25 protein-coding genes and 1 tRNA gene are annotated in these 24,043 nt (G+C 69.7%); 8 read left to right on the top strand and 18 right to left on the bottom strand.

Annotation, left to right across the window (positions count from 1 at the left end):
- Positions 1 to 10: 10 nt before the first annotated feature.
- The 10 genes from murA to AC1ROW_RS03730 all read right to left on the bottom strand — a co-directional run bounded on the left by murA (position 11) and on the right by AC1ROW_RS03730 (position 9,969).
- Entirely contained in the window at positions 11 to 1,381 is a 1,371-nt protein-coding gene (murA, locus tag AC1ROW_RS03685; protein ID WP_493017496.1) for a UDP-N-acetylglucosamine 1-carboxyvinyltransferase, read from the bottom strand.
- On the bottom strand, positions 1,378 to 1,977 hold the full coding sequence (gene leuD / locus AC1ROW_RS03690) for a 3-isopropylmalate dehydratase small subunit (RefSeq protein ID WP_493017497.1): 600 nt from the start codon (positions 1,975 to 1,977) through the stop codon (positions 1,378 to 1,380). The genes murA and leuD overlap by 4 nt, the downstream gene beginning before the upstream one ends.
- Positions 1,977 to 3,437, bottom strand: coding sequence for a 3-isopropylmalate dehydratase large subunit (leuC, locus tag AC1ROW_RS03695; protein WP_493017498.1), 1,461 nt, complete (start codon positions 3,435 to 3,437; stop codon positions 1,977 to 1,979). Before leuC ends, leuD begins: the two co-directional genes overlap by 1 nt.
- A gap of 164 nt (positions 3,438 to 3,601) precedes the next feature.
- Positions 3,602 to 4,342, bottom strand: a complete 741-nt coding sequence (locus tag AC1ROW_RS03700; RefSeq protein WP_493017499.1) for a PP2C family protein-serine/threonine phosphatase — start codon at positions 4,340 to 4,342, stop codon at positions 3,602 to 3,604.
- On the bottom strand, positions 4,339 to 5,409 hold the full coding sequence (locus tag AC1ROW_RS03705; RefSeq protein ID WP_493017500.1) for a TerC family protein: 1,071 nt from the start codon (positions 5,407 to 5,409) through the stop codon (positions 4,339 to 4,341). The genes AC1ROW_RS03700 and AC1ROW_RS03705 overlap by 4 nt, the downstream gene beginning before the upstream one ends.
- Before the next feature lie 178 nt (positions 5,410 to 5,587).
- The gene (locus tag AC1ROW_RS03710) at positions 5,588 to 6,391 is read right to left on the bottom strand and encodes an MBL fold metallo-hydrolase (RefSeq protein WP_493017501.1); all 804 of its coding nucleotides are present in this window, start codon (positions 6,389 to 6,391) and stop codon (positions 5,588 to 5,590) included.
- A 103-nt stretch (positions 6,392 to 6,494) separates the two neighbouring features.
- Positions 6,495 to 8,003, bottom strand: coding sequence for a GMC family oxidoreductase (locus tag AC1ROW_RS03715; protein WP_493017502.1), 1,509 nt, complete (start codon positions 8,001 to 8,003; stop codon positions 6,495 to 6,497).
- 12 nt (positions 8,004 to 8,015) lie between these two features.
- On the bottom strand, positions 8,016 to 8,714 hold the full coding sequence (locus AC1ROW_RS03720) for a DUF2182 domain-containing protein (protein WP_493017503.1): 699 nt from the start codon (positions 8,712 to 8,714) through the stop codon (positions 8,016 to 8,018).
- Between the two features lie 70 nt (positions 8,715 to 8,784).
- Entirely contained in the window at positions 8,785 to 9,390 is a 606-nt protein-coding gene (locus tag AC1ROW_RS03725) for a DUF1326 domain-containing protein (RefSeq protein WP_493017504.1), read from the bottom strand.
- 369 nt (positions 9,391 to 9,759) lie between these two features.
- Positions 9,760 to 9,969, bottom strand: a complete 210-nt coding sequence (locus AC1ROW_RS03730; protein WP_493017505.1) for a hypothetical protein — start codon at positions 9,967 to 9,969, stop codon at positions 9,760 to 9,762.
- 924 nt (positions 9,970 to 10,893) lie between these two features.
- Between AC1ROW_RS03730 and AC1ROW_RS03735 the strand changes: the two genes are divergently transcribed.
- The gene (locus AC1ROW_RS03735) at positions 10,894 to 11,370 is read left to right on the top strand and encodes a hypothetical protein (RefSeq protein WP_493017506.1); all 477 of its coding nucleotides are present in this window, start codon (positions 10,894 to 10,896) and stop codon (positions 11,368 to 11,370) included.
- Between the two features lie 327 nt (positions 11,371 to 11,697).
- On the opposite strand, the gene AC1ROW_RS03740 is transcribed toward AC1ROW_RS03735, so the two are convergent.
- Positions 11,698 to 11,910 (bottom strand): hypothetical protein, encoded by a 213-nt coding sequence (locus tag AC1ROW_RS03740; protein ID WP_493017507.1) that lies wholly within the window; start codon positions 11,908 to 11,910, stop codon positions 11,698 to 11,700.
- A 313-nt stretch (positions 11,911 to 12,223) separates the two neighbouring features.
- Between AC1ROW_RS03740 and AC1ROW_RS03745 the strand changes: the two genes are divergently transcribed.
- Complete coding sequence (locus AC1ROW_RS03745) at positions 12,224 to 12,619, top strand: hypothetical protein (RefSeq protein WP_493017508.1); 396 nt, start codon at positions 12,224 to 12,226, stop codon at positions 12,617 to 12,619.
- A gap of 88 nt (positions 12,620 to 12,707) precedes the next feature.
- Here AC1ROW_RS03745 and AC1ROW_RS03750 read toward each other — a convergent pair whose 3' ends face one another.
- On the bottom strand, positions 12,708 to 13,256 hold the full coding sequence (locus tag AC1ROW_RS03750) for a hypothetical protein (RefSeq protein WP_493017509.1): 549 nt from the start codon (positions 13,254 to 13,256) through the stop codon (positions 12,708 to 12,710).
- On the bottom strand, positions 13,253 to 13,861 hold the full coding sequence (locus AC1ROW_RS03755) for a hypothetical protein (RefSeq protein WP_493017510.1): 609 nt from the start codon (positions 13,859 to 13,861) through the stop codon (positions 13,253 to 13,255). The genes AC1ROW_RS03750 and AC1ROW_RS03755 overlap by 4 nt, the downstream gene beginning before the upstream one ends.
- 182 nt (positions 13,862 to 14,043) lie before the next feature.
- Between AC1ROW_RS03755 and AC1ROW_RS03760 the strand changes: the two genes are divergently transcribed.
- Entirely contained in the window at positions 14,044 to 15,186 is a 1,143-nt protein-coding gene (locus AC1ROW_RS03760; RefSeq protein ID WP_493017511.1) for a tyrosine-type recombinase/integrase, read from the top strand.
- Between the two features lie 45 nt (positions 15,187 to 15,231).
- Here the strand turns inward: AC1ROW_RS03760 and AC1ROW_RS03765 are convergent.
- Positions 15,232 to 15,304, bottom strand: a tRNA-Glu gene (locus AC1ROW_RS03765).
- 82 nt (positions 15,305 to 15,386) lie between these two features.
- On the bottom strand, positions 15,387 to 16,301 hold the full coding sequence (locus AC1ROW_RS03770; protein WP_493017512.1) for a diacylglycerol kinase family protein: 915 nt from the start codon (positions 16,299 to 16,301) through the stop codon (positions 15,387 to 15,389).
- 110 nt (positions 16,302 to 16,411) lie between these two features.
- Here AC1ROW_RS03770 and AC1ROW_RS03775 point away from each other — a divergent pair, with 110 nt between their 5' ends.
- A complete protein-coding gene (locus AC1ROW_RS03775; RefSeq protein ID WP_493017513.1) occupies positions 16,412 to 17,050 on the top strand; it encodes an MBL fold metallo-hydrolase in 639 nt (212 codons plus the stop codon).
- 46 nt (positions 17,051 to 17,096) lie between these two features.
- Positions 17,097 to 18,494 carry a cryptochrome/photolyase family protein gene (locus AC1ROW_RS03780; protein WP_493017514.1) on the top strand — a complete coding sequence of 466 codons (1,398 nt, stop codon included), beginning with the start codon at positions 17,097 to 17,099 and terminating at the stop codon, positions 18,492 to 18,494.
- Here AC1ROW_RS03780 and AC1ROW_RS03785 read toward each other — a convergent pair.
- Together AC1ROW_RS03785 and AC1ROW_RS03790 are read right to left on the bottom strand one after the other, a co-directional pair.
- Entirely contained in the window at positions 18,482 to 18,745 is a 264-nt protein-coding gene (locus AC1ROW_RS03785; RefSeq protein ID WP_493017515.1) for a hypothetical protein, read from the bottom strand. The two genes, AC1ROW_RS03780 and AC1ROW_RS03785, sit on opposite strands and share 13 nt — an antisense overlap.
- Before the next feature lie 34 nt (positions 18,746 to 18,779).
- Entirely contained in the window at positions 18,780 to 21,596 is a 2,817-nt protein-coding gene (locus tag AC1ROW_RS03790) for a helix-turn-helix transcriptional regulator (RefSeq protein WP_493017516.1), read from the bottom strand.
- A 135-nt stretch (positions 21,597 to 21,731) separates the two neighbouring features.
- On the opposite strand from AC1ROW_RS03790, the gene AC1ROW_RS03795 reads away from it, so the two are divergent.
- The 3 genes from AC1ROW_RS03795 to AC1ROW_RS03805 all read left to right on the top strand — a co-directional run bounded on the left by AC1ROW_RS03795 (position 21,732) and on the right by AC1ROW_RS03805 (position 23,125).
- On the top strand, positions 21,732 to 21,980 hold the full coding sequence (locus AC1ROW_RS03795; protein WP_493017517.1) for an SCO4226 family nickel-binding protein: 249 nt from the start codon (positions 21,732 to 21,734) through the stop codon (positions 21,978 to 21,980).
- Between the two features lie 31 nt (positions 21,981 to 22,011).
- Positions 22,012 to 22,257 (top strand): hypothetical protein, encoded by a 246-nt coding sequence (locus AC1ROW_RS03800; RefSeq protein WP_493017518.1) that lies wholly within the window; start codon positions 22,012 to 22,014, stop codon positions 22,255 to 22,257.
- A gap of 64 nt (positions 22,258 to 22,321) precedes the next feature.
- Positions 22,322 to 23,125, top strand: coding sequence for a nuclease-related domain-containing protein (locus AC1ROW_RS03805; RefSeq protein ID WP_493017519.1), 804 nt, complete (start codon positions 22,322 to 22,324; stop codon positions 23,123 to 23,125).
- Between the two features lie 21 nt (positions 23,126 to 23,146).
- Here the strand turns inward: AC1ROW_RS03805 and AC1ROW_RS03810 are convergent, their stop codons facing one another.
- Positions 23,147 to 24,019: an alanyl-tRNA editing protein gene (locus tag AC1ROW_RS03810; RefSeq protein ID WP_493017520.1), complete on the bottom strand. Its 873-nt coding sequence runs from the start codon at positions 24,017 to 24,019 to the stop codon at positions 23,147 to 23,149.
- Between the last annotated feature and the right edge of the window lie 24 nt (positions 24,020 to 24,043).

Below are 24,043 nucleotides of genomic sequence, written 5' to 3' on the forward strand. Positions count from 1 at the left end.
ATCGCGGGCCTCAGCCCTCGAGGACGAAGTCCGCTCCGAGCAGCTGGAGCTTGGTGATGAACTTCTCGTACCCGCGGCTGATGATGCCGACGTTGCTGACGGTCGAGCGGCCGTCCGCCGACAGGGCGGCGATCAGGTGGCTGAACCCGCCGCGCAGGTCGGGGATCTCCACGTCGGCGCCCTTCAGCTCCACCGGGCCCATGATGACCGCGGAGTGGTTGAAGTTGCGCTGGCCGAAGCGGCAGTCGTGGCCGCCGAGGCACTCCTTGTGGACCTGGATCTTCGCGCCCATGTCGATCAGCGCGTCGGTGAAGCCGAAGCGCTGCTCGTACACGGTCTCGTGGACGATCGACACGCCCTCCGCCTTGGTCAGGGCGACCACGAGCGGCTGCTGCCAGTCGGTCATGAAGCCGGGGTGCACGTCGGTCTCGATCACGACGGGCTTCAGCTCGCCGCCCGGGTGGAAGAAGCGGATGCCGTCGTCGTGGATCTCGAACGCGCCGCCGACCTTGCGGAAGACGTTGAGGAAGGTCAGCATCTCCGGCTGGCGGGCGCCGCCGACGTAGATGTCGCCGTTGGTGGCGAGGGCAGCGGCGGCCCAGCTGGCGGCCTCGTTGCGGTCGAACAGCGCGGTGTGGCTGTAGCCGACGAGCTTGTCGACGCCCTCGATGCGGATCACGCGGTCGGTGTCGACCGAGATGATCGCGCCCATCTTCTGCAGGACGTTGATCAGGTCCATGATCTCGGGCTCGATCGCCGCGCCCTTGAGCTCGGTGATGCCCTCGGCGCGGACGGCCGTGAGCAGCACCTGCTCGGTGGCGCCGACGCTCGGGTACGGGAGCTCGAGCTTGGCGCCGTGCAGGCCCTCGGGAGCCGTCATCCGGATGCCGCTGGGGAGCTTGTCGACCACGGCGCCGAACTTGCGCAGGACCTCGAGGTGGTAGTCGATGGGGCGGTCGCCGATGCGGCAGCCGCCGAGGTCGGGGATGAACGCTTCGCCCAGGCGGTGCAGCAGCGGCCCGCAGAACAGGATCGGGATACGGCTGGAGCCGGCGTGCGCGTCGATGTCGGCCATGTGCGCCGACTCGACCGCGCTCGGGTCGAGCAGCAGCTCGCCCTCCTCCGCCCCGTCGGTGACCTTGACGCCGTGGACCTCGAGGAGGCCTCGGACGACCCGGACATCGCTGATGTTCGGGACGTTCCGCAGCACGCTCGGGCCCTCGCCCAGGATCGCGGCGACCATCGCCTTGGTGACGAAGTTCTTGGCGCCGCGCACCTCGATGCGGCCCTTGAGGGGGATTCCGCCGTTGATCGTGATGCGGTCGGCTGTGAGGCCGACGTGGGCGCCTGCCGCCTGGGAGTCCTGAAGAAGCGAGTTCAAATTTTCACCGGGAGTGTCTTGGGCCGCCAGCTGGCGCGAGCGGCTTCGTATTCGGAGATGCGCGCCTCGTCGCGCAGGGTCAGAGCGATGTCGTCCAACCCTTCGAGCAAACGCCAGCGAGTGTAGTCGTCGATGTCGAAAGACACCTGGACCCCACCGACGGTCGCAGTCTTGGCAACCAGGTCCACCGTCGCGGATATTCCCGGCTCGGCCTCGATGGCCGCCCAGAGCCGCTCGGCGTCCTCCTCGCTGATGATGCCCGTGAGGAGGCCCTGCTTGCCCGAGTTGCCGCGGAAGATGTCCGCGAACCGGGGGCTCAGGACGACCCGGAAGCCGAAGTCGCGCAGCGCCCAGACGGCGTGCTCGCGCGACGAGCCTGTACCGAAGTCGGGCCCGGCGACGAGGACGCTCGCACCCTGGTAGGCATCCTGGTTGAGGATGAACTCAGGATCCTTGCGCCACTCGTGGAAGAGCGCGTCGTCGAAGCCGGTCTTGGTGACCCGCTTGAGGAACACGGCGGGGATGATCTGGTCGGTGTCCACGTTGGACCGGCGGAAGGGCACGGCCACGCCGGTGACGGTCTCGAACTTCTCCATCAGGCGCCCACCTTCTCCCCGGCGTTCGTATCGACGTCGTCGTGCTCCAGGTCCCACGGGCTGGACAGCGTGCCGCGGATGGCCGTGGCCGCCGCGACCAGCGGCGACACCAGGTGCGTGCGGCCGCCCTTGCCCTGCCGGCCCTCGAAGTTGCGGTTGGAGGTGGAGGCGCAGCGCTCCCCCGGCGCGAGCTGGTCGGGGTTCATGCCGAGGCACATCGAGCAGCCGGCGAACCGCCACTCGGCGCCGAACTCCTCGACGATCTTGTCGATGCCCTCGGCCTCGGCCTCGATGCGCACGCGGGCGCTGCCCGGAACGACCATGACACGGACGCCGTCAGCCTTCTTGTGCCCCTTGATGACGGAGGCGAAGGCGCGGAGGTCCTCGATGCGGCTGTTGGTGCAGGAGCCCATGAACACCGCGTCGACCGGGATGCTCTTCATCGGCGTGCCGGGGGCCAGGTCCATGTACTCCAGCGCGCGCTCGGCGGCGGCGCGGGCGTTCGGCTCGGCGATCGCGGCCGGGTCCGGGACGGCCTCGCTCAGCGAGACGCCCTGGCCGGGGTTCGTGCCCCAGGTCACGAACGGCTCGATCTCGGCGGCGTCGAGGTAGACCTCGGCGTCGAAGACCGCGTCGTCGTCGGTCGCGAGCGTGTCCCAGTAGGCGACGGCCTCGTCCCAGTCGGCGCCCTCCGGCGCGTGCGGGCGGCCCTTCAGGTAGGCGTAGGTGGTCTCGTCGGGCGCGACCATGCCGGCGCGCGCGCCGGCCTCGATCGACATGTTGCAGATCGTCATGCGGCCCTCCATCGAGAGGGCGCGGATCGCGCTGCCGCGGTACTCGAGCACGTAGCCCTGGCCGCCGCCGGTGCCGATCTTCGCGATGACCGCGAGGATGATGTCCTTGGCCGTCACGCCGGGGCGCAGCTCGCCCTCCACCGTGATCGCCATCGTCTTGAACGGCTTCAGCGGCAGCGTCTGCGTGGCGAGTACGTGCTCGACCTCGCTGGTGCCGATCCCGAAGGCCATGGCGCCGAACGCGCCGTGCGTGGAGGTGTGCGAGTCGCCGCAGACCACCGTGATGCCCGGCATGGTGAGACCGAGCTGCGGGCCGACGACGTGCACGATGCCCTGCTCGACGTCGCCGAGCGAGTGCAGGCGGACGCCGAACTCCTCGGCGTTGCGGCGAAGCGTCTCGATCTGCGTGCGGCTCGTCAGGTCGGCGATCGGCCGGTCGATGCCGATGGTCGGCGTGTTGTGGTCCTCGGTCGCGATCGTGAGGTCGGGCCGGCGGACCGGGCGCCCGGCCATGCGCAGGCCGTCGAACGCCTGCGGGCTGGTCACTTCGTGGACCAGGTGCAGGTCGATATAGATGAGGTCGGGCGAGCCGTCCTCGCCCTTCACGACCAGGTGGTCTCGCCACACCTTCTCCGCCAGCGTCAGCGGACTGTGTTGCGTCGTCATCTCGGTACTCCTTGAGCTTCGTTCACGGTTCAGCCGTCGACGGACTCCGCGGCGAGGGTGGCCTGAGGATTAGGACTCGCCGCGGCGGCTAAGGAGGAGCAGACCCGCGAACACGCTCTCAGGCTATCACCCGTCCTGGGGACGGCACGGACGGCTCGCGGCCCTCAGTCGCGGCCGGCACCGGGGCGCACGACGAGCACCGTGACGTTGTCGTGGCCGCCGGCCGCGAGGGCCGCCTCCACGAGCACCGCGGCGGGGTCGGCCGGGTCGCCGGCGAGGATGTCCGCGATGGTCTCGTCGGTGAGCTCCCTGGTGAGGCCGTCCGAGCAGATGAGGAAGGTCCGGGAGTCGTCCGGGGCGAGCAGCTCGCTGTCGGTGTCGACGAAGTCCTCCGCTCCGAGCGCCCGGGTGATCACGTTGCGCTCCGGGTGCACGGCCGCCTGCTCCGGGGTGATGAGCCCGGCGTCGACCAGCTCCTGGACCGCCGAGTGGTCGACGGTCAGCCGGCTGAGCTCGCGACCGTCCCAGGAGTAGACGCGGGAGTCGCCGACGTTGACGACCATCCACTCCTCCGCCGCCCGTTCGGGGACGCGCACCCGCACGACGCCGGTCAGCGTGGTCCCGGCGACGGCCGCGCCGGTCTCGTCGGCGTCGGACAGCGCGCGGACCGCCGCGTTCGCCTCGTCGATCGCTGTGACGACCTCCTCCGGCGTGGGGGCGGCCCCGGCCGGGAGGGTGCGGGCAAGGCTCTCGACCGCGGTGCGGCTCGCGACGTCGCCGCGGGCGTGGCCGCCCATCCCGTCCGCGACCACGAACACCGGGTCCTGCGCGAGGTAGCTGTCCTCGTTGATCTGCCGGACCGCTCCGGTGTCGCTTCTGGCGCTCACCTCGACGCGGGAAGTCATGTGCGTGGGTCCTCCGGGGATGTCGCGGCCGGGGTGGCCTCTGCGGTCGTCGTCGCGGTGTCGTCATCCCCGTGGATGGCGTCCTCGACGGTGGTGCCGCTCAGGTGCAGCCTCACCAGACTAGCGACGGTCGCGACCACCATCGCACCGACGATCACCGCGAGGGAGGTCCAGGTGCTGATGTCGGGCGCCCACTCGATGTGGTGGCCGCCGTTGACGAACGGCAGGGTGTTGTCGTGCATCGCGTGGAAGACCAGCTTGACGCCGATGAACGCGAGGATGAACGCGATCCCGTAGCGGAGGTAGACGAGCTTCTCCAGCAGGTGGCCGAGCAGGAAGTAGAGCTGGCGCAGCCCCATCAGCGCGAACACGTTCGCGGTGAACACGATGAACGCGCTCTGAGTGATGCCGAAGATCGCCGGGATGGAGTCGAGCGCGAACAGCAGGTCGGTGGTGCCGAGCGCCAGGAAGACGATGATCAGCGGAGTGAACATCCGCCGGCCGTCCACCGTCGTGCGCAGCTTGTTGCCCTCGTACTGGTCGGACACTTTCAGCCGGCGCCGCGCGAAGCCGATGAACCAGCTGTCCTTCGCGCCCTCCTCGTCGTGCTTCCCGAACGCCTGGTGGAACGCCGTCCAGAGCAGGAAGGCGCCGAACAGGTAGAAGATCGCGCTGAAGCTCGCGATGAGGCCGGCGCCGAGCAGGATGAACACGCCGCGGAAGACCAGCGCCAGGATGATGCCCACCATGAGCACCTCCTGCTGGTACTTCCTGGGCACGGCGAAGCGCCCCATGATGATCACGAACACGAACAGGTTGTCGATGCTGAGGCTGTACTCGGTGAGCCAGCCGGCGAGGAACTGACCGGCGTGCTCTGCGTCGCCGATCAGCAGCATGAGCAGGGCGAAGACGAGTGCGAGGCCCACGTAGAAGGCCACCCAGAGCGCGGACTCCTTCGGGCTCGGGATGTGCGGCCGTTTGAAGACGATCAGCAGGTCGAACGCGAGGATGAGCAGCAGGACGACGAAGCTGCCGACCTCGAACCAGAGCGGGAGAGCGAGTTCCACGGGGCGGGACCTTTCGAAGGGCGTACGGGACGGGCCCGAAAGTCTCTCCCGCACATCCGTGCCGCTGCGCCCGGGCCCGAACGGACCGTGATGACGTTCACAGCGCGAGGCCGCCCGGCCTCTTCGGGATACTCCCCTTCGCGAGCATCCAGTCTAGCGTGTCGGCGCGTGGTGCGGGCTACCGCTGCGCGAGCATGCCCGCCTGCCGCTCGTGCACGCCGGCCACCCAGTCGTACGCCGCGTCCGGACCGAGCCGCGGGTCGCCGTCCGGGTGATCGCCGGCGCGGAGAGCGAGGAGGTAGGCGCGGTCGAGGTCGATCCGCTCCCGGAGGCCGTCTGATCCCGTGACGGAGCCGTGGCCGGGGACGACCGTCCCGACGCCGTCCGCGATGGTCTCCAGGAGGGTCAGGGCGGCGAGGTAGTCCTCGATCGGGTCGTCGGCGCTGTGGTCGAGCAGCGGCACCAGGACGTCGGACAGGAGGTCGCCGGCGACGAGGACGCCGCTCGCCTCGATCAGCAGGGCCGCGTGGCCGGCGGCGTGGGCGCGGTGCTCGATCACGCGCACGCGCGGCCCGTCCCACGGGATCCACTCGGCGCCGTCCGGGAGGGCGGCCAACTCGCCGAACAGGGTGAGCGGCACGCGCTCGGCGATGTCGGCCGGGATCAGCGGGGCGAGCCGCTCCCGCCACGCCTCGTTCGCGAGGAACTCCCGGATCGCGCCGGCGGCGCGCGCGGTGGCGAAGCGGGGCGCCGTGCCGAGCGCGGGATGCCAGAGGACGTGGTCCCAGTGCGGGTGCGTGGCGAACCCGGCCGCGACCGGCGTGCCGGACGCGCGCAGGTCGGTCGCGACCACGCCCAGCTCCTCGTCGAGGATCCCGGGATCGATCACCAGTGCGCCGGCGTCGCCGTCGACGACGACGGTGTTGGTCTGGCAGAACTGGCTCTGGTGGACGCGCACGCCCTCGGCGACCGGATTCAGCATGGTGGCGACGGTAGCAGTGGCCGACACAGGCGACCAGCCCAGGCAGGCAACGCAGACGAGAAGCAGAAACCCTCCCGGACGAGTGTGCGACGGCTCCGCGGCGCTAAGGCGTTCTCCAGTCAGTGCGCAACGTGGCGATGTGCTCCGCGATCATGATGGTGGGGATGTTGGTGTTCGCCGATGGTGTTTCGGGGATGACGGACGCGTCGACGACGGACAGGCCGTCCAGCCCGAACACGCGTCCCGTTGTGTCCACGACGGCGCCGGTGCGTGGGTCGGTGCCCATCGAGCATGTGCCGACGGGGTGGTGGTAGGTCGCTGCTGTCGCCCTGATCCACTCGCGGACGAGGTCGGCGTCATCGAGAACCGCACGCCTCGGAGTGGGCGGGTCACCGCCCGTGACGCTCGTGAGTTGGGGCTGGTCCGCTGCGGCGGCGGCGAGCTGCACGCATTCGATGAGGCGGTCCTCGTCGGCGGCCTCGCGGAAATACCCCAGGTCGATGTCGGGCCCCACGGCCGGGTCGAGCGACCTGACGCGCACCACGCCGCGCGATGCCGGCTTGACGAGCGCTGCGGCGATCATGCCCTCGTAGCCGTCCCCGACCGGATAAGGCCCGCACACCATGAGCTGGAGGTCCGGGGGGCTCGCGGCCGGGCGTCCAGCGCTCCGGGCGGTGGCTCCGAGCTGGAACAGTGCCGGGTCCCCGTCCGGCGGCCGGCACGGCAGCGTGATGGCGACCCAGACGTGGTCGCCGAGGTTGGCGCCCACCCCGGGAAGGTCGACGACGACCGGCCGACCCAGTGCCTCGAGGTCTGCCGCTGGGCCGATGCCCGAGCGGAGAAGAAGCGCTGGAGACAGGTACGCCCCGGCACAGACGATGACCTCATCGGCCTCGACCAGCTCGCCCGCCAGCGTCTGGACGCCGGTCGCGCGCCCGCCGTGCACGATGATTTCTGCGACAGGGGTGCTCGCGCGAATCGTCAGGTTGGCGCGGGAGCGCGCCGGCTCCAGGTACGCAAGCGCAGCGCTGATGCGGCGACCGTCGACGCAGTTGACCGGGAAGGCAGAGACACCGACGGCGCCCGGTGCATTGTGGTCCGGGATCTTCGGGAAACCTGTGGCAGCGATGGCATCCTCGACCGCTGCCGTGAACTCGGACTTCTCAGCGCCCCGATACCGGCGGATCGGCACGGGGCCCTCGGAACCGTGATACGGCTCCGCCCCGAAGTCCAGATCGTTCTCGAGGGCCATGAAGGATGGCAGGACGTCGGCAAAACTCCACCCTGGCACACCCCAGGCGTCGTAGTCCGCGGGGTGCCCGCGCAGTGCGACTGTGGCATTGACGGCCGACGATCCGCCTGTCACCCGCCCCCGCGGGAGCGGAAGCTCTTGGCCTCCCGGCGCGCCCCTGCCGTGTAGTCCCCAATCGTGCGAGGCGGTGCTTGTGCCGTGGATGCCGTCCGCCAAGTCTCCGGGGAGCGTCGCCGCAGTGTAGTCCGGCCCCGCCTCGAACAGGACCACTTCCCGTTCCAGGTCCTCGCTCAGCCGCGCGGCGAGCACGCAGCCCGCACTGCCTGCCCCCACGATGGCCACATCCGAATGCGCGTTCATGACGACCACCCCTCACATCATGGGAGCCGCATACAGGCCGGGCAGAAGCCAGGGGAACGCGGGCACGAAGAATGCGAACGCGATCAGCAGCACGCCGGTGACCCGGCTGAACATCCGACCGTGCTTCCAGGTCTTCTCCAGAAGGATGGCGGCGGTGAGCACCGCCATCCACGCCAGATTCATCACCCCGACCGCGATGAGGACGATCATCAGTCCCCAACAACAGCCGATGCAGTACGCGCCGTGATAGGCCCCGACACGCACATCACGGAGCCGCCCCGTGTAACCGGAGACGTGCAGGAGGAACGCCATCGGTGAGCGACAGTGCCTGAGGCAGAAATCTTTGAGGGGCGTCAACTGATAGACGCCCGCGGCGACGATCAGGGCCGCCCCGACCCAGGGCGCGATCGCAGGAGCGTTCGAACTCAGCTGTGCGCCGAGGAGTGCTGCACCGTAGGCGAGGATCCCGAACGCGGCCCACGCCAAAAGGTAGCCGAGCACCAGGGCCACAGTGCGGGCTGTCCTGGCGAAGCGACTGCCTGTCGACCGGATCGACCTGAGATACATGGAGGTGAGCGGCGCCAGCGCAGGCAGCATCATCGCGGCCATCATCAGCGTCCACACCACGAGAAAAGCCGCCGGCCCCAGTCCCATCGTTCCCGGACCGGCAGCCATGCCCGCGAAGCTGACGACGGTGAAGTACCACGCCACAAGGGCGCAGCCGATAAGCGCAGCAACGGCGACACGATTGCTGGCGGCTACAAAACTGCGCCCTGGCAACTCACGCTGACCATGCGAACGGGGCAGAGAACGAGTTCTTCCCTGTGTTGTCCCAGCTCATGCCGAGCACGTCGACCTTCGCGGTCACCGCGTGGCCGGCCGCGAGCGTGTCCGCCGGGAACCCGACACCGCTCACCCTCACACCCTGGCCGGTGGCGTCCAGGGGCGAGACGAAATCCTCGACCGTCATCTCCACGGCGTTTCCGATCCGGACGTTGTGCTGCTTACCGTCGTCGGCGTACGCCATCTCCAGCGACTCCATACCGGCCAGCTCGCCGATCAACGGAACCAGCCCGGCCATCGGGCCGCCCAGCTGTCCGCCGAACACGGCGCCAAGGGCTTCGGCCTGCGGAGGGGAAGCGGCCGAGTCCATCAGGAGACCCAGTTTCCAGTTCCCTTCACCCATCACGGCCGGCGTATCCGCCACGACGCAGACGGTGAGGCCGCCGACATCGACGCCGTTGATCTCCCCCGTAGCCACATGGAACGCCAAGGCGACCTGGCACCGCTCGGTGTCCGCCGGGGCCGTGAGCCCCGATGTCGTGCAGGGGCAGACCATGTCGCAACTGCAGTTCTCGAAATATGTTCCTTCGATGTGCCAAGCCATCGCAGACACCTCCCGCTGGAACCTGACAGCGGAATTGTGCTCCTCGTGCCAGAAGAGTGGCAATATCCCACCGGCTGCCGGCAAATAAAAAAAGCCCGCTTCCCTTGAAAATCAAGGGAAGCGGGCGAATGTGACCCCAGCGGGATTTGAACCCGCGTTACCGCCGTGAGAGGGCGAAAGCGGCTCTGGGATTTGGCGGCCGTAGGCCCGCGATCCCAGTAAATTCGCGGGATTCAAGATCACCCAAAATGACGTGAACCACTCGAATCCTCGTGCGGTTGTTGCCATTTCGTTGCCATTTTCATTACCGTCCCACGCGGGCACGCCGGGTTAGCGCCGCGCATGCTGACGACGGCGGTGTCTGGCAAGCTAGCCGCGACCGATATAGGTTTCGCCGATCTCGATCGCTAACCCGGGATCGAACCCGGCGGTCAGGTCGTATTCGATATCTTCATCGACCCGCCCGTCGGTGAGGGACACGATCCCGACTTCGCCTACTCTGCGGAGCCGCGTATAGCGAATCGGCCCGAAGTCGGCCAGGAGATCCGGGAGCGATGCAATCTCGCGATGCAACTCCACCCACCAGTCTTCGGGGGTCCTTACGGTCCGTGGCGGCGGAAAGGTCCTTTCCAGTCCGCGACCACGTCTGAATTCCGCGAACGCTGCTATCGGGTCGGCGCGGACGCTCCATGAAAAAGCTCCATGGTCTGGCCACGCTATCCGGATGTGCTCTCCGTCTGACCCATCGAAGTCCTCCGCGGTCCACCCTGAATGCCCATGACCCAGCTCCAGAACGCAGAGCTGCCAGAGCCACGAACCGAACGCGCGGTTCCACTCGAGAGGGGCAAGAGCACTATCCAGCAATGTTGGTCCTTCGATCCGTGCGCTAGCACCTATGACCACACAGTACGCTGAGCCGGTCGCTGCGGACGCGACCCGCCCGCCACACCTAGACGTTGAATCGCCGCGGAGATCCCTAGAAACCGCGGGCGCTTCGGCGCTATTCGTGTGGTTGTCTGATGCGCTTCACCAAGAAGCAGCCGAAGTTCGCAAGCACTGCTCCCAACAGCATTGCAGGTATGGAAATTAGGTCCCCCGGATGGTCGACCAGCTCACCGAGTCCACCGATCAGCAATCCCGCCCCGAGAAATAGAAAGAGTTCGATTCTGGTGCGCCCCGACGCCTGATGATGGCGCGCTGAACGACCGTGTCAAGGGCGCTAGGCGTCGCTCCGCGATGCAGCGGAGCTGCACCCTTGACTCGGTCGTTCAGAGCGCGAGGATCCTTCGGCGGGGCAGACCGGATGTTCGGTGCACCCTCCTCCCCCGTAATGGGTGGACGCGCCGGTATACCGAGTCTCGGTTGGTGCAATAGCGTCAGGTTGACACCGCTCAAGAGACAGATGAGCCTCGACGAACTCAAGTCCTCGCGAGCCACCGTAACGTCGACAACTTCGAAATTGTCGTTGCCCTAACCATCGCGCCGAACCGTCTAGGAGCATCGTTGGAGAATCGCAGCAAGGTCATCGCGTCGGTCGCTACCGTCGCCGGCGTTGTTCTGGTGCTCTCCGGGTGTTCGTTCTCCGTGTACAGGACGTATGATCCTGCTCTCGGTAAGCAGTATCTCTCCGCGGTGTGTCCGGTCTACGCGGATCAGACCCAGCTGGCGGCGGCGGAGAAGGCGCAGGACATACCTGCGTTCGCTGCTGCGGCCGGTAAGGCGCATGACGACCTCGGCCGGCAGATCACCGCGTTGCAGTCCCCGGGGATCCCGTGGCCGTCACCGATCGACAGCCAGGTCCATGTCCTGGTCGACGCGGACGCGAAGCTGATCACCATGTTCGGTGATCTCTCCGCGGCGACAACTGGTGCCCAAATTCAAGCGGTTCGAAAGCCGGATACGACCGCAGCTCAGAAAGCGGCGAACGAGATTCGGGCGGAACTCAACCTGCCGGCGAGGACCGCTGGCGGTGGGTGCTGACGGGGCGACAAGCCGCGGCTTTTTCGCCAGTCGGCCGCCGCGCCGCCGCATAGGGATGCCCAGGAGCCGTCCACCGATTAATGCGGAACACTGAAAGTGCAGTCGAGGGCGGACTCTCTCACCGTCGGGTACGCCGACACGCTCGGCAAGCGCTGAGGTCCGGTGGCACGCACCGGTTGCAGTTTCGCGGCACGGTCGGGTGGTTCGACGGACCCGCGGGATCGTCGACGCAACCGGCGAAGACGACGCCCGTTGCCCCTGCCAGGCGAGCAGCGGCTCCTGGCCCGGGACAACCCACAAATCAGCCAGGACGCTCCTAACGGAGGTTCAGCCCTCCGACCTCTCCTCGTCACGAAGCTCCCACGGAAGCTCGTCGGGGTCGAGCTGCGCAGGCTCTTCGACGAGCCCTTGGAAGGGTGCCGGGTCAGCGGGCCTGCCGGTCCACTCGAGCTGGCCGACGTTCCGGATGACATCAGCGACATTGGATGGATCCTTGCCGCCGTAAACCGCCCGCCGGATGCGTTCCATGAACGAGGTCACACCCGGATCGTAGCGCCACACCTGCTCCATCGTCCCGCGGTCGCGTCCCGACATCTGCGTCGGGCCCTAGTCCTGCGCTGCGAAGGCGGCTGAATACGGCGGAGAAGTCAGGGGTAAGCGAGATACGACTACCAACGAGAAGTAGTCGAAACGAAGAACGATGGAGACCAACACAAAGAAGACGCGGATTGAAGCAGACAAGGAAGACGACGATTGAAGCAGAGACAGATCGAAAGCGAATGCACGCAGGCACTTTAAGTGGACCTCTTCGGCAGCCCAGTTAATGACAGAGGTCGCGTGTAAACCCGGTTGCATGGCAAATCGAGGCAATTCGGGCAACGGAAACCGGCGCGAAGCGGCCTACGCGCGACAGCGTCAAGCACACGACGCCGCGGCGGTGCGGCACGCTGAGGTTCGCGAGCGGGAGGCCGCGCAGCGTCACGCCGCCGACGCGATGTTTGAGCTGCAGGCCAAATGGGGCACGCGCGTCGACGCCCTCAAGCGGCTCGCCGAGGTTTCGCGAACCATCGATCGACTCCGGGACGAGCAGGACGCGGCCCTCCTCGAGCGGGACGATTTGATTGCGCAGCTTCGCGAGGTCGGTGAGAGTTGGAACTCACTCGCGGCCCGGACGGGCCTCAGTCGGCAAGCGCTATCCAAGCGGAGGCCTGGAGCAGACGAATCGGTGAAGACTTACCGGCTCACGTGACGGCGGCCTTCTCGTCCTGAGCGTGCTCGACGAAACGTCTCAATCAACGCGATCTTCGGACCTCGGCGGCGCGGCTCGGGCCGAGGAGCTACGCGGTGTTACGGGCCGAGCCGTCCGCGGCGTGCTGTTGGAACGAGCCCAGCAGGCACGCCACGCCAAGGAGAACACCACCAGCAAACAAGGAAAGACGGCAAGCACCGCCAAGTACATCCGCGAGACCCGGCGGGAAGTCGCTCCAAGCGAACACCCCAGCCCCGCCAGATGAGAGCCAGTCCGTGCCGAGCTGCAGCGTGGTGACGGTGACATCACCTGCAACATAGGCTCCTGCCAATATGGATGCCGCAACGACAAGGTGGCGAACAGTCGGCGGTCCCATGCGGCGCGATGCGGCGAGCGCGTTTGGAAGCGCACGGCGAAGGATCGCCGCACCAGCGGCGGCGCAGGCGAATGCCAGGAAGCAGACGAAGGACAGCCGGATGAGATAAATGTCGGCGATCAACGCTAACGAGACTGCCGGTCGGGTACTGCTTGGCAAGTCCTCCCAGGGGGCAAGTGGTGGCAAAAAGGCCACGAGAAATATCGTTCCCGAGATTGCGGCGGCGATCACGAGTCGTTGTGATCGGATGCTCCGTGTCATGCGTCAGCCTCCCGCGGTTCGAAGGGTCCGGCCAACGGCCCTGGCTGGTCATTCGTGTCTGGCGCAGGGCTGGTAAGCGAGCCAATAGTGGCCGCAGTGCACACGAACAGAGCGCAGGCGGCGAGGAACACGTAGCTCAAGTAGTAGGCGACCTCGAGCACGCCTTCGGGAAGGCCGGTACCGCTTGCCCGCAACCATCCGGAGTCCCCGCCGAATGCAAAAGCCTGCCCGAAGAACGTGGGGGCCGCCGAGCCATCGATTAGCAGCGAGATGCCCGCAGAAACAGCCGCGCCGACCGCGAGCAACTTGACCGCTCGCCCCCTTTGGTCGCGCACCTGCGGGCTGTGCGGGAGTCGCCGGTCACCGGAGGGAACCCCACCGAGTCCGAACGCAAGCGTGCCCGCTGCGGCGAGCGAAAACGCCAGAACAAACACCAGCTGCGAGAGCCTGATCCCTGCGGCAAACAGAACCTCAATGATCACACGCAAGGCCGGAGGCCCGGCTACGTACGGATCAACGAACTCGGTGAGGCAGTAGAGCGCGACTCCAACACCACCCGAAACGACCGCAAAGACGAATAGCCGTCGCGATGACAAGGCCCACATGAGCCTTGATCCTACGGTGATCCCGGACTCACACCCCGCCAACAAACGGTCGCCGAGTGTCACACGCGATTACGCCGAGGACTGATGAGTTGGAAAGGTCTTCGGCTCACACCATACGCACAACCGTTAGGCCGCCCGGATTTTGTCGGAGGCTCGGTGCAGTGTCTTCCAAGGGGGGCATCGTGGGAAGCATCGAGGCGTACGAGACAACAAAAGGTCGGCGATATCGGGTGCTCTACCGACGACCCGATCACCTACAGACTTCGAAGCGCGGCTTCCGAACTAAGTTCGACGCCCAGATCTTTCTGGCATCTGTCGAGGTGGACAAGGCCACCGGGCGTTACGTCGATCCTGCGAAGAGCCGGACAACCGTCTCGAACTGGATGAGTCGATGGCTCGCGACCAGGCCCGACCTCCGCGCCACTACGCGAACCCGCATCGAAGGCATCATCGCGAACTACATCGAGCCGGAACTCGGACGCATCCCCATTGGCAATCTGAGTCGGCTTCGCGTGCAGGAGTGGGCTGCCGGGTTGCCCGGCTCCCCGGAGACCATCCGCAAAGTCGTGAACGTGCTCAGCGGGGCTCTGCAGCTCGCTGTAGACGACGGACGGCTTCCAGCCAATCCGGCGATCAAGCTGAAGCTCCCGAAGCGCGTACGGGCCATCAAGCGCTATCTCACCCACGATCAGGTCGCTGCGCTCGCTCAGGCCGTCGGGGAACGCTCCAAGGGCTCCGTGTACGGCTACGACATTCTCGTCCTCACACTCGCGTACTGCGGGCTTCGCTGGGGCGAGCTAGCAGGGCTCCGGGTGCGAGACATCGACTTCGCGCGGAAGCGGCTCACGGTCCAGCAAACGGTCGTGGCCGATAAGGGCTACCAGCGCATCGAGCCGCCCAAAGACTACGAGCACCGCTCGATCCCCATCCCTGCATTTCTGGTCGACGCGCTCAGATCGCAGACCAGAGGCCGTAGCGGAGACGATCCGGTGTTCTACGGCAGTCGAACGAAGATCTGGCTACGGAATCACACGTTCCGAAACGGCTGGTTCGATCCCGCAGCGGCCGCGATCGGGCTCGAGGCGCTAACGCCTCACGAGCTGCGACATACTGCAGCGAGCCTTGCTGTGTCGGCCGGCGCCAACGTCAAGGCCGTGCAGCGGATGCTCGGCCACGCGTCGGCCAGCATCACCCTCGATGTCTACGCCGACCTCTTCGAAGATGACCTGGACGCCGTTGCCATGGCGCTGGATGACGCAGCTATGAGATCGAATGTTGCCAAAGTGTTGCCACGGAGCCGGTTTTCGTCACCCGTTGCCGAGTAAGAAAAAAGCCCGCTTCCCTTGTAAATCAAGGGAAGCGGGCGATTGTGACCCCAGCGGGATTTGAACCCGCGTTACCGCCGTGAGAGGGCGACGTCCTAGGCCGCTAAACGATGGGGCCGTTTTTGCAACTCATTGATAATGCCACAGATGGGGGCCGTCCGCCAAAACGGCGCAGTCACCCCGGGAGTGTCGCGCGGCCCTCAGACCAGGACGCGGAGCGCGCCAGGGACGACCGTGACCTCGACCGGGAGGGGCCCGATCCGCTCGCCGTCGGCGTACGCGACGACGCCCTCCGCCTCGATCCTGACCGTGTTGAGCGTGCGGAAGGACACCTCGGGCAGGTCGGTGTGCTCGCCGCGGAACACCTTCGGGAACAGCCGGAGGAAGCGCGGCCGGGACATCCTCGTCACCACGAACAACTCGAACCGGCCGTCGGCGAGGTCGGCGTGCGGGACGATGCGCATCCCGCCGCCCCGCGAGCGGTTGTTGGCCACGGATACCAGCATCGCCTCCGTGGCGATCGGCTCGCCGTCCGCGACGATGCGGTACGGGCGGGCGTGCAGGACGGCCAGCTCGCGCAGCAGCGCGAAGACGTAGCGGCTGCGGCCGCGCGGGCGCGTCATCAGATTGGCGCGCTCGTTCACGGTGGCGTCGAAGCCCGCCGAGAGGACGCAGCCGAACCAGGTGCTGAGCTCGCCGTGCTGCTCGCCGTGCCGGATCAGCCCGGCGTCGATCGTGCGCGGCGGGCGTCCCAGCGCCTCCAGGAGCCGGTCGGTCGCCGCGTCGGCGTCGTCGGTGGGGATGCCGAGGCCGTCGGCGAGGTCGTTGCCCGTGCCGCTCGGCACGATCCCGAGCGGGACCGGGGTCTGCGCGACGATGTTGATGCCGAGGTTCGCCATGCCGTCTCCCCCGACGACCACGAGCGCGTCGGCGCCGGCCTCGACGGCGCGGATCGTCTCACGGCGCAGCAGCTCGATGTTGGCTTCGTCCACCGCGACCACCCTGTGACCGGCGGCGCGCAGCCGCTCGACGACGCGCGGCCCGACATCGCGACGCCGCCCGAAGGACGCCATCGGGTTGACCGCGACCACCACGGTCCGAGGGGAGACAGACATAGACCACGACTATGGCACAGCCGTCGTCCCCCGAAGCGCGACACGGCCGGAACGGGCGCGCGACACGACCGGCCCTGGCGCGCGAACCCCGCTGGCGGTTTGATGAAGCCATGAGACTGACGAAGTTCGAACACGCCGCCCTGCTCCTGGAGGAGTCCGGGAAGAAGCTCTTCATCGACCCGGGCAGCTTCACCTCGCCACTGACGGACACCGCGAACACGGTGGCCGTGGTCATCACGCACGAGCACGCCGACCACTGGACCCCGGAGCAGCTGAAGCGCGTCGTGGAGATGAACTCCGACCTGGCGATCTTCGCGCCGGAGGGCGTGGCCCGCGCGGCGGCCGACTTCGACGTCACGGTCGTGAACGCGGGCGACACAGCGGAGGCCGGCCCGTTCACCCTCCGCTTCTTCGGCGGCCGGCACGCGGTCATCCACGAGAGCATCCCCGTGGTCGACAACCTGGGCGTGCTGGTCAACGACGAGCTCTACTACGCGGGCGACTCGTTCGTCATCCCGGAGGGCGTCGAGCTCGACGTGCTGGCGGTGCCCGCGGGGGCGCCGTGGATGAAGGTGGCCGAGACGATGGACTACGTCCTGGCGGCGAAGCCGAAGCGCAGCTTCCCCACCCACGAGATGGTGCTGTCGCGCGCGGGAAAGGACCTCTCGAACGCCCGGATCGCGTGGGCGACCGAGCAGAACGGCGGCGAGTTCTTCGCCCTCGAGCCGGGCGACACGCTCGACCTGTGAGCGTCCGCACCTGCTCGGTGACCGACCGGGCCGCGAGCGCGGCCCGGTGACCGCCGCCGACTCCCGTCCGGCCGTCGTCTGGTTCCGCGACGACCTCCGGGTCGCCGACAATCCCGCGCTCGACGCGGCCGGCCGCACCGGCCGGCCGGTCGTCTGCGTGTATGTCTGGGACGACCGCTCCCCCGGCCTCCGGCCGCCCGGCGGCGCCGCACGGTGGTGGCTGCACCACAGCCTCAGCTCCCTGGACGCCGACCTCCGCGAGCGGGGGGCACGGCTCGTCGTGCGACGCGGCGCGGCCGAACCGGCGATCGCCGAGCTGCTCTCCGACGTGGACGCCGCTGCCGTCTACTGGAACCGCCGCTACGGCGGCGCGGAGCGGCGGATCGACACCGCCGTGAAGGCCGCCACGCGGGCGGCCGGGATCGAGGCCGAGAGTTTCGGCGCGAGCCTGCTCTTCGAGCCGTGGACCATCCGCACCGGGTCCGGGACGCCGTTCTCGGTCTTCACCCCGTTCTGGCGGGCGTGCCTGTCGGCCCCTGCGCCGCGGAAGCCGCTCGCCGCGCCGGCCGAGCTGACGCACGGCCCGGCCGTCGACGGCATCGCGATCGCCGACCTCGACCTGCTGCCCAGCCACCCGGACTGGGCAGCCGGCCTCCGCGACACCTGGGCGCCGGGCGAGGACGAAGCCCACACCGCCCTCCGCGCCTTCGTCGACGACGGCCTGGCGGGCTACCGCGACGACCGGGACATCCCCGGCGTCGACGGCACGTCCCGGCTGTCCCCGCGCCTGCGCTGGGGCGAGCTCAGCCCGCACCAGGTCTGGCACGCGATCACGGCCGCGCGCGACAGCGCCGGCAGCCGGAGCGCCCTCGCGGACGCCGCCACCACCTTCCTCTCCGAGCTCGGCTGGCGGGAGTTCGCCTACCACACCCTCTTCGAGCACCCCGACCTCGCCACCGTCAACATCCATCGCGCGTACGACTCCTTCCCCTGGCCGCGCCTGCACCCGTCCGTGCTGCGCGCCTGGCAGCAGGGTCGCACCGGCGTCCCGCTCGTGGACGCCGGAATGCGCGAACTGTGGAGAACCGGCGTCATGCACAACCGGGTGCGGATGGTCGTCGCGTCCTTCCTCACCAAGAACCTGCTGATCGACTGGCGGCTCGGCGAGCAGTGGTTCTGGGACACGCTGGTGGACGCCGACCCTGCGAACAACCCGTTCAACTGGCAGTGGGTCGCCGGCTCGGGGGCGGACGCGGCGCCGTACTTCCGCGTGTTCAACCCCGAGCTCCAGCGGAACAAGTTCGATCGGCACGGCGACTACGTGCGGCGCTGGGTGCCGGAGTGGGACACCGCCGACTACCCGGAGCCGGTCGTCGACCTGGGCGAGTCGCGGCGCGCCGCACTGGCCGCCTACGACACCGTCAAGAACGCTCAGCGGGCGTGATCGGCGAGGATCTGGTCCACGTCGATCTGCTGCAGCAGCGCCGGCCAGTCCAGGCCGCGCGCGACGTCGGCCAGCTCCTCGTCCGCCAGCACCTTGCCGCTGCGCTCCACGACGATCCCCCTCGGCAGCTTGCGGTTCAGCTCGGCCAGGATGGCGTCGTCCACCGCCTCGGTGTCGAAGTCGGCGCCGACCTGCGCGTAGTAGTCGGAGGACAGCGTGTAGGAGACGATCCCGGTCTCGATCTGGCTCATGTGCGGCATGGTAGACCGGCGGGCAGGAGGGCCGTCAAGTCCTGCGCCCGGCCGCCCAGGCCGCGATCTCCGAGCGTCTCGACGCCCCGAGCTTCGCGAGGATGTGCTCCACGTGGGTCGACACGGTCTTCGGGGCGATGTGGAGAGCGGCCGCGATCTCCCGGTTGGTCGCGCCCCCGGCGATCTGCGCGGCGACCTCCTCCTCCCGTGCGCTGAGCGTCGACGGCTCGACACCTTCGGCGAGGCGCGCCGCCAGCTCGTCGGCCCGGCGTTCGAGGACCGTCCCACGCGCCCGTGCTCGGGCCTCGGCGACGAGGGCGGCGGCCTCCGCCGGGCTGCGGGTGCGCCGGGCGCACTCGGCGCGGTCCAGGAGCGCCTGCGTGCCCTCCCACCACCGGCCGAGCGCGTCCCACCCGGCGGAGGCGGACTCCAGCAGCTCCCGGGCGTCGGACGGATGCCGCTCGCGCAGCGCGAGGACGCCGGCGGCGTGCTGGAGGGCGAACTCCGTCCCCGGGATGCGCCGGCGCTCGACCAGGACGCCGATCCGCTCCAGCCACGACCGCGCTGCGGCGACGTCACCGGCGGCCAGGTGCGCCCGCACGCCGGTGACCGCGAACGGGAACGCGTAGGCGGAGTCGTCGACGCGGTGCGACTCGACCGCGCCGCGCTCGCAGTAACCGACGGCCGCCGCGGGGTCGTCCGCGAGCAGCGCCGTCTCGGCGAGACCCCAGAGCGCAGGCGACTTCCGCTGCAGCTCCTGCATCCGCTCGCCGATCCCCTCCGCCCGGTGCAGCAGCTCCTCGGCGCGGCCGACGTCGCCGGACGAGAACGCGCAGTAGCCGAGCACGTGCAGGGCGGTCACCTCGGTGGTGATGCCCCCTCGGCCGTCGGCGAGAGCGTGCCTGGCGAGCTCCGCCGCGGAACCGAGGTCGCCGACGGCCCAGCGGAGGTGCGCCAGGTGCGCGGTGAGATAGTGGGCGTCGTTCCAGCGTTCGATGCGCTCGGCATAGGCGATCCCGTCGGCCAGCCAGTCGGCGCCGCGCTCGTACTGGAGCAGCACGGACGCGCTCGATCCGAGCATCCGGTACGCGCGGGCCGCAGCCTCCTCCCGGCCGTGCGCCGCACCGTCCTCGGCCGCGCTGCGCAGCAGGTCCCACGCCGGCTCGCCCTCCCCGGCGAACACCTGGACGGAGCCGAGCGTGGCGTCGACGCCGATCCGGTCGCCCTCCGCGGTCAGCAGCGCACACGCCTCCTCCGCGACCCGGCGCGCGTCGTCCAGCCGCCGCTCGAGCATCGCGGCGGCGGCCTGGGCGGCGAGGAGGCGGCCACGCACCGGGACGGCCGCGGCGTCGTCGTCGTCGTCGATCCAGCCGAGCGCGGCGCGGAGGTCGGCCACCCGGGAGCGGTAGTCCGCGCCGAGCAGGTGCCGCGCGGCGACGAGCGCCGGCACGACGGCGGCGGCCTCCCGTGCAGCACCCGCCGCCCGGAACAGCTCGACGGCCCGCGCGAACTCGGCCTCGGCCTCCCGGTTCGCGTCGACCGCGGCCAGCTCGGCGCCCAGCCGGAACAGGAGGTCGGCGCGGTCGCGGCCGGCCACGGCGAGCGGCATCGTCCTCTGGGCGCGCCGGTAGAGGTCGGCCGCCTCGCGGTGCGCGGACAGCGTGGCGGCCCGCTCCGCCGCGCGCCGGGCGAGCGCGTAGGCCTCCCGCGCCCGGCCGGCCCGCTCGGCGTGCAGCGAGAGCAGTGCGTCGGACAGTCCCGCGCCCGCGTCCACGACCCTCCCGTGCAGGATGCGGCGGCGCGCAGAGGGCACGGCGGAGTACACCGCATCGCGGATCAGGGCGTGCCGGAAGTCGTAGGACCCGGGAGTCGTGCGGACCAGGAGGTGCTGCGCCGCGAGGTCATCGAGGGCGGTCTCTCGCGCGGGGCGGTCCCACTCGTCGCCGACGACTACGGCCAGCAGCCGGGCGTCGGCCTCCCGCCCGATCACCGCGGCCGCCTCCAGTACCGCCGACGACGCCGGGGCGAGGGCGCGGGTGCGGGACAGCACGGCCGCCGCGACCGTCTCCGGAGCGCCGTCGGTGCCCTCGGCGAGCAGTTCCTCGACATGCAGCGGGATGCCGTCGCTGACGGCGTGCAGCCGTTCGGCCTCGTCGGCGGACGGCTCCGTCCCCCGGATCGCGGCGACCATCCGCGCGACTCCGTCGCTGCCGAGCCGCACGGGGCGCACCTCCTCGGCCAGGCGGTGGCCGACCAGGTCGAGCCGCCACGCGGTCGCCTCGGGCGCGACCTCCGGGTCCTCGGTGCGGAACGTCGCGACCAGCAGGCTCGGGCGCTCGCGCACGGCGACCGCCACCCGGCGGAGGACGTCGAGGCCGAGCTGATCGGCCCAGTGCACGTCCTCCAGCGCGAGGACCGTCGGGAGCGTCAGCGCAGTGGAGAGGGTGGAGGCCAGCTCCGCGACCAGCAGCCGGCGCCGGGCCGAGCGCGTCGCGGGATCGGCGCCGCCGGACGCGTCTCCGCGCAGCACCAGCCCCCTGATCCGCTCGGCCGCAGGGCCGTCCCCGGCCTCGGCCAGCGATCCGGCGACCGCGAGCAGCAGCATCCCCGGCGTCTCGCGGTCGTCCGCGTACGCGTCGGCGTGCACGCGCCGCACGGCGCTGAGGGCGACGACCTCCTCCATCAGCCTCGACTTGCCGATCCCGGCCTCGCCCGCGATCAGGAGCAGGCCGCCCCGGCCGTCCAGCGCGGCGGACAGACGGCGGCGCGCCAGCGCGAGCAGGTCCTCCCTGCCCACGAACACCGGGCACACGCGTTCGGCGCCCCGGAACGACGCCGGCGCCGCATCCATGCGCGAAGCATAGCGCCGCGCGAACGCGCGCCGCACCGGGATCGGTCGGATGACCGATGCCGCACCGCCGCCCGCGCGAGGAGACTCCCGACGTCGCAGGGCGGATCCCGGCGGCACGAGAAGAAGGAGCCGATCATGTCACGATTCATGGACGTCCACGACGGATTCGTCGGCGTCACCGAGGACCAGCTCGCCGAGGCCCACGCCGCGGACCTGGCGGTCGAGGGCGAGGAGGGCGTGCACTTCGAGACGGCCTGGCTCGACCCGGAGAGCGGCAAGGTGTTCTGTCTGTCGACCGGGCCGTCGAAGGAGGCGGTGATGCGCGTCCACGAGAAGGCCGGGCATCCCACCGACCAGGTCTACGCCGTCGACATCATGGTCTGACGCCGGGCCCGCGCGGCGTAGAGTGCGCCGCATGACGGATCGACACGACGACACCCCCGAACCCGCCGAGTACCGCGAGCAGGAGCTGCGGGACAGGGTCGCCGGGCTCGGCGAGACACCCGAGGACGCCCTGGACGAGATCGCGAGCCGCAACGAGTCGCTCGAAGAGCGGCTGCCGGACGAAGAGCTGAGCGTCAGCGGCAACCAGGCGCCCGCCGGTGACGGCGGAGGCGACTCCGAGGCACCCCGCACCGAGGGGGCACCCGGCCAGGGGTAGGCCGCCGCGGTCGTCCCTTACTGGGGACTGGGGAGCCCTTCCCCGCGTCCGTACGCTGGCGGGGATGAACGAGGACGGACGGCGCACGACGCGCATGCGCGACCGCGCCGCAGGCGCCGCGGTGATGGAGCAGGTGGTGCGCCTGCACACCCAGTCGCCCCCGCGGTCCGCCCTCGCCCGCGCCCTCGGCGCCCGGCCGATCGGCGCGGAGGCCGCCCCCTGGTTCGCCGGCGCGCTCGGCGAGCGCGAGGTGGGCGCGCTGCTCGACCGCCTGCCGGAGGGCTGGAGCGTCTTCCATGCCATCCCGGTCGGGACGCGCCCGGACGCCACCGGAGCCGTCGCGGACGTGGACCACATCGTGGTCGGCCCCGCCGGCGTCTTCGTAGTCAACACCAAGCACCACCGCGGCCAGCGCGTGTGGGTGGGCGAGCGCGCGGTGCTGGTCGCCGGTCAGAAGCAGCCGTACCTGCGCAACTCGGATCTGGAGGCCTCCCGGGTGCGCGGCGTGCTCGCGCAGGCGGGGATCGCGGCTCCGGTGACGGCCGTCGTCGCTCTGGTCGGGACCAAGGAGGTCACGGTGCGGCAGCAGCCGCGCCGGGTCGTCGTCGTGCGCGCCGAGCAGCTCGTGCGCTGGCTGTCGCGCCGGCCCGCCGTGCTGGACGCCGCGACCACCGCGGAGGTGGCCCGGCTGTTCGACGACCCGGCGACCTGGCGCCCGGTGGACTCGCCGGCCGACACGGTGGAGCGGTTCCTGGTCATCGAGCGCGAGGTCAGGACCGCGCAGCTCGTGCGCGCCGGCTGGCTGCTCGCGGTCGCGCTCGGCGCGGTCGCCGTCACCCTGCCGGTTGCCTCGGCGCTCGTCCGCTGATCCGGCACCGCGCGCTGAGGGTCAGACCGGGACGGCGGTCGTCCGCATCGTGAGCGTTGCGGCGTCCGGGTCGTAGTCGAGCTCCACGCGGATGGCCGCGACCTCGGCGAGCGAGTGCAGGTGCGTCCCGCCGCACGGGATCTCGACCACGCCCTCCGGGAGCTGGGCGCGCCAGCGCCGGCGCTCCCCCAGTCCCTGGCCCTCTCGCTCGATCGAGATGGCCACGTCCGGGCCTGCCGCCACCCATCCGGCCAGCCGCGCGTTCGCGGCGTCGGTGACCTCGGCGAGCGCCCCCGGCAGCTCGGCGGCGGCGAACCCCTTCTTCCGCAGGCTCTTGCCGATGCGGTACTCGTCCACCGATCCGTCCGGGACGATGCGCGAGGAGGCGATGGCGAGCTGGTCGAACGCGGGCTGCCCGCGCCCGTCGAGCGGGACCTCCTTCGTCCAGAGGCCGGAGAGCGCCTCGTCCAGGGCGAGGGAGGCCAGGTGGCAGGCGGTGTGGCCGAGGGAGAAGCCGGCGCGCGCCTCGGCGTCGACCGCGACGGCGGCGGCCGCGCCGGGCTCGACGCCGGTCGCGTCCGCCACGAGGTGGCAGACCAGGAACGCCCAGCCTTCGGTCCCCGTGCGCACCGGGGCGTCGCCGACGTGCAGCGTCGATCCGTCGGTCGCTCCCACGACCGCGCCGACGACCGGGAGGACCCGGCTCCCGATGGTCACCGTCCCGGTGTCCGCCGGCTGGTCGGGCCAGACCGGGTCGACCGGGTGGAAGGCGGTGCGGTCGAGGATGACCGCGCTGCGCCCGTCCTCGAGAGGCTCGACGTGCAGCACGGTTCCGGTGGAGGCGAGGTCGCCGTCGGGGTAGGTGACGACGGTGTCGCGGGCGGGGAGGGTCATCCCTCCAGCGTAGGGGACCCTCCC

The sequence above is a fragment of the Leifsonia sp. GW821-FHT13C09 genome (assembly GCF_058806435.1).

What these genes read in the sequence shown, in the direction of transcription:
- AC1ROW_RS03770 (WP_493017512.1), bottom strand. Translation starts at nt 16,301, where the DNA reads ATGTCTGTCTCCCCTCGGACCGTGGTGGTCGCGGTCAACCCGATGGCG.
- AC1ROW_RS03790 (WP_493017516.1), bottom strand. Translation starts at nt 21,596, where the DNA reads ATGGATGCGGCGCCGGCGTCGTTCCGGGGCGCCGAACGCGTGTGCCCG.
- leuC (WP_493017498.1), bottom strand. Translation starts at nt 3,437, where the DNA reads ATGACGACGCAACACAGTCCGCTGACGCTGGCGGAGAAGGTGTGGCGA.
- AC1ROW_RS03745 (WP_493017508.1), top strand. Translation starts at nt 12,224, where the DNA reads ATGGCAAATCGAGGCAATTCGGGCAACGGAAACCGGCGCGAAGCGGCC.
- AC1ROW_RS03725 (WP_493017504.1), bottom strand. Translation starts at nt 9,390, where the DNA reads ATGGCTTGGCACATCGAAGGAACATATTTCGAGAACTGCAGTTGCGAC.
- AC1ROW_RS03805 (WP_493017519.1), top strand. Translation starts at nt 22,322, where the DNA reads ATGAACGAGGACGGACGGCGCACGACGCGCATGCGCGACCGCGCCGCA.
- AC1ROW_RS03775 (WP_493017513.1), top strand. Translation starts at nt 16,412, where the DNA reads ATGAGACTGACGAAGTTCGAACACGCCGCCCTGCTCCTGGAGGAGTCC.
- AC1ROW_RS03785 (WP_493017515.1), bottom strand. Translation starts at nt 18,745, where the DNA reads ATGAGCCAGATCGAGACCGGGATCGTCTCCTACACGCTGTCCTCCGAC.
- AC1ROW_RS03795 (WP_493017517.1), top strand. Translation starts at nt 21,732, where the DNA reads ATGTCACGATTCATGGACGTCCACGACGGATTCGTCGGCGTCACCGAG.
- AC1ROW_RS03715 (WP_493017502.1), bottom strand. Translation starts at nt 8,003, where the DNA reads ATGAACGCGCATTCGGATGTGGCCATCGTGGGGGCAGGCAGTGCGGGC.
- leuD (WP_493017497.1), bottom strand. Translation starts at nt 1,977, where the DNA reads ATGGAGAAGTTCGAGACCGTCACCGGCGTGGCCGTGCCCTTCCGCCGG.
- AC1ROW_RS03710 (WP_493017501.1), bottom strand. Translation starts at nt 6,391, where the DNA reads ATGCTGAATCCGGTCGCCGAGGGCGTGCGCGTCCACCAGAGCCAGTTC.
- AC1ROW_RS03750 (WP_493017509.1), bottom strand. Translation starts at nt 13,256, where the DNA reads ATGACACGGAGCATCCGATCACAACGACTCGTGATCGCCGCCGCAATC.
- AC1ROW_RS03800 (WP_493017518.1), top strand. Translation starts at nt 22,012, where the DNA reads ATGACGGATCGACACGACGACACCCCCGAACCCGCCGAGTACCGCGAG.
- AC1ROW_RS03700 (WP_493017499.1), bottom strand. Translation starts at nt 4,342, where the DNA reads ATGACTTCCCGCGTCGAGGTGAGCGCCAGAAGCGACACCGGAGCGGTC.
- AC1ROW_RS03810 (WP_493017520.1), bottom strand. Translation starts at nt 24,019, where the DNA reads ATGACCCTCCCCGCCCGCGACACCGTCGTCACCTACCCCGACGGCGAC.
- AC1ROW_RS03755 (WP_493017510.1), bottom strand. Translation starts at nt 13,861, where the DNA reads ATGTGGGCCTTGTCATCGCGACGGCTATTCGTCTTTGCGGTCGTTTCG.